The organism is Haloferax sp. s1 (assembly GCF_058382125.1).
In genome coordinates this window covers 1-3,534 of record NZ_JBZRPK010000362.1, presented here as the reverse complement: position 1 = coordinate 3,534, position 3,534 = coordinate 1, and the positions used below count along the sequence as shown (strand labels likewise).

General features: G+C 59.2%; 4 protein-coding genes and 1 tRNA gene. 3 read left to right on the top strand and 2 right to left on the bottom strand.

Going from position 1 to position 3,534, the window contains the following annotated elements:
- Positions 1–92: 92 nt before the first annotated feature.
- Both QT222_RS04460 and QT222_RS04455 read right to left on the bottom strand, forming a co-directional pair.
- Positions 93–944, bottom strand: coding sequence for a M14 family metallopeptidase (locus QT222_RS04460; RefSeq protein ID WP_491476432.1), 852 nt, complete (start codon positions 942–944; stop codon positions 93–95).
- A gap of 84 nt (positions 945–1,028) precedes the next feature.
- Complete coding sequence (locus tag QT222_RS04455) at positions 1,029–1,514, bottom strand: DUF309 domain-containing protein (protein WP_004060349.1); 486 nt, start codon at positions 1,512–1,514, stop codon at positions 1,029–1,031.
- 143 nt (positions 1,515–1,657) lie between these two features.
- Between QT222_RS04455 and QT222_RS04450 the strand changes: the two genes are divergently transcribed.
- The 3 genes from QT222_RS04450 (at position 1,658) to QT222_RS04440 (ending at position 2,735) form a co-directional block, all read left to right on the top strand.
- A complete protein-coding gene (locus QT222_RS04450; RefSeq protein WP_491476431.1) occupies positions 1,658–1,849 on the top strand; it encodes a hypothetical protein in 192 nt (63 codons plus the stop codon).
- A 100-nt stretch (positions 1,850–1,949) separates the two neighbouring features.
- A complete protein-coding gene (locus QT222_RS04445; protein WP_004060351.1) occupies positions 1,950–2,606 on the top strand; it encodes a sulfite exporter TauE/SafE family protein in 657 nt (218 codons plus the stop codon).
- 45 nt (positions 2,607–2,651) lie between these two features.
- Positions 2,652–2,735: transfer RNA gene (locus tag QT222_RS04440), tRNA-Leu, on the top strand.
- Positions 2,736–3,534 lie beyond the last annotated feature (799 nt).

Below are 3,534 nucleotides of genomic sequence, written 5' to 3'. Positions count from 1 at the left end.
GCCCTGACGACGACCCGGCGCGGGTAGACTCGGTCGACGAAGCGGTCGCTCGCATCCTCGACTGAAACGGGGCACGAACTACTGCGACAGTACTACGGCAGAGTCCCGACTTTCTCGCCGGCGTAGCCGAAGATGTCGGCGTAGCCGTACGCGGAAAGCAAAACCGGATAGAAGTCGCGGTCGGCCACGAACCGTTCGTCGTCGGCACGGGCGAACGTCGTTCCTTCGGTGACGGCGGTGAAGTTGGTGGTGGGGGCTTCGTATTTCTCGGCGACGGGTTTCGGAAGTCGCTCCAGCAGTCGGAACACGTCGAGGCTGTTTTCCTCGGGGATACCGAGCTTCAGGCGGTCGTCTTCGGTCTGTGGTTCGGACTCCTCACCGGACCCGTCGCTCGCGACGGCCGGAGCGGGCAAGACGTTCGTCGCCGTGAGAAACGCACGAATCAACCAGTAGGCGTTGTCCGCGGCCTCGTCAGACTTCTGGAGACCTGCTTCGACCTCGATGGTGTGGGCGTGTTCGATGAGTCGGCCTTCGGCGAAGTTGTTCGTCTCGACGGCCACGTCGACCGGGAGGCGCGGGAGAATCGACCGAGCGATGGCGTCGACGGTGTCGACGATGGCGAACGGTTCGGCGTAGGACTGCGTAGAGTGGATAGAGAATGCCGTCGTTCCGCGAACCTCGCGGCCGAGGTCGTGTGCGAGGCGTCGCTCGTGATTCTCCGCGTGGGGGTCGCCCGGAAACGCGCGATTGAGGTCTTCGTCGAGGAAGCGAACATCCGCTTCGAGTGCTTCCTCGTTGGCGACGATGAGTTTCACCGGCCGTTCAACGTCTGGGTCTTCCGCGACGAACCGCTCGATAGCGCGAGCACCACACGGTTCGTCACCGTGAATAGACCCGACAACTGACACTTCCGGGGTGCCGTCACCGAGTTCGTAGATTCGCATTGCCAGTTTCTAGAACTAGACGCTAAAGGGCTTTTAGATTCGCGTGGTAGCGCATCGGCGAGGAGATGTGTCGCTAAAACCCTGTTAGTGGTCCAACCGCTCAACGTACTCATAATCAGCGGGGTACGCGGTCGCCCGGTGGCCGTCAAGTTCGATTTGCCAGCCGTGGAGGGCCGTCGGGTCATCCAGTGCCGCCCGCATAGTCACACGAACGTCGTCGACGTCGACACCGTAGAAGTCGCTAGGGACGCCGTGGATATACTCCAAGGCCGTCTCGAACAGCGAGCGCATTCCGGTGTCGTTCTCGAAGTCGAAGTGTTTGTACGCGCCGGCAGCAACCTGCACCATCCCGTGGAGGAAGGCGCTTTCTGCGGTCCCCGACCCGTAGTTGTACCACTCGATTTCGAAGCAATCGTGGCTCTCGTGGAAGTCACCCGAATTGAACAGGCGGGTCCCGTGTTCGACTGCTCGGCGAAGCGTCGCGTGTTCCCACATCCGCAACTCCTCGTTCCACCCCGAGGGGTTCCCGAGCGGTGGGGCGACGCTCGGGTCACGGGTGTGTTCGTCCATAGGTGTGACAGCGGCGGGAAACCCAGTAACTCCATCGGTGGCCGAATCTGAGCACGACTGGTGGCGAGCGTAACTGAACACGACTGACGGCGAGCGTAACATAGACACGAGGGACTTTCTACGGTGTGTTACTAACAACCACTATGGGTGGAACAACAACCCAGTGTGTGTACTGCGGAAGCGACGTGTCTTGTCACGACCCCGTCTTCGTCGAGGAGGCCGCCGACGGCGAGCGAGTTTCAGTCGGTGGGTTCTGTAACTACGCGTGTCTCTCGGCGTACATCGAAGACGAGGAACTCACCACCGGTGCGTCGTGTGAGTGGTCACCTACGTAGCTCCCGACCCTGCGAAGTCGTAGTCGCTGTCTCCCCGTGTGACCACCGCTTCCGCGTCCGAATGCAAGAGGTATTTACATGGAATGGACTTCGAAGGGGTATGGCACTCGCATCAGCACTCGTGGCTGGTGGGGTTATCGGAATTCGGCACGCGCTGGAGGCCGACCACCTCGCCGCCATCGCGACGATGGTCGAAGACGACAACCGACCGGGAATCGTCGGCGCTTCCTGGGGCGTCGGTCACTCGATTCCGATTGTCGTCGTCGGCCTGCTTTTCGTCGCACTCGGCGTGAGTCTCCCCGAGTCAGTAACGCACTTTTTCGAGGTCGTCGTTGGTGCGATACTCGTCGTCCTCGGTGTTCGGATGCTCCTCCGGGCTGGAGGAGTTTCGGTGCCGACACTTCGTGGTCACGACCACGAGGGAGCACACAGACACCTCTCCGTTGGCGGTATCGCACTCGGGACGAAACACACCCACATTCACGACGAGTCGTTCGGCATTGGCGTCCTGCACGGATTCGCCGGAAGCGGTGCACTCGTCATCGCGATGGTTACTGCCGCACCGGGGATGGGGCAGGCAGTCGCCTTCCTCGGGGCGTTTAGCCTCTTGACTGTGGCGACGATGGCGACCGTCTCGTTCCTGTGGGGTCAGTCGATGAGTATCGGCGACACGCGAATTCTCCACGCTGTGGCGGGGACAATCGGTATTATCGTCGGTGGACTGCTCGTCGTCGAGCAGTTCGGAGTTCTCGTCTGACGATTCGCAACGTTTTAGCGGCCCCCCTGTCGTACTTCAATACGCGCGAGGGTAGCTAAGTCAGGAAAAAGCGGCGGACTCAAGATCCGCTCCCGTAGGGGTCCGTGGGTTCAAATCCCTCCCCTCGCATCGCGTTTTTCCGAACGTCAGTGAGGATAGCGATGCGTCCGGAGGGATTTGAATCAGGGAGCAGCTTGCTGCGACCGTGGTTCAAATCCCTCCCCTCGCATGGGTACGACGACACAGTGCGAATCATTTGGAGGATTAGAACCAGCGAGCAACGCGAAGCGTTGCGAGTGAGGTTCACGCGAACGGAGTGAGGGTGAGTAAGCGAGGCTGTGGCCTCACAGTGTTCAAATCCCTCCCTGCAATCGAACTATTTTACCCCACCACTCGCTCGCAAATCCATCATCATCAACAGACCACGTTTCTGGTGAAAACTCGCATACGGGACCCGACTCGGTACGACATTCAAGCACACAACAGATTCTGTCTCCCAGCCAGAATTTCAGCTGACTCCGACGTACCAGAGTTTATCAGAAATGTTCATTAAGATACCGGGCATATATTCAGTTGCCGGAGGCGCAAGGACACACTGGATGACCAAACCGAATCCGTCGGGCGACGTGAAAGACGTCGACGATGGTACGCATCGCAAGATGCGGAGGGATGGAATCGACATGAACACCGAGTCTTTCGTAAAAGGAAGACGAGGTCAAAGTGCCGAAGAAGAACCGAAGCAACCCTGTTAACCACTCTGCGAGTGAGTGGCAGGAAGACCAAGTACCGGACCACGAGGAATTGGAGTTCGGGAAATCGGCGCAAGCCGAAAAAGGTCGTGAGGGTTTTGGAAAACGTCTTCCATCCGGGTTCTAATTGCGGATTCGGTTTTTTCGATATTCACCCGCTGAGCCGACTGTCCCTTGTT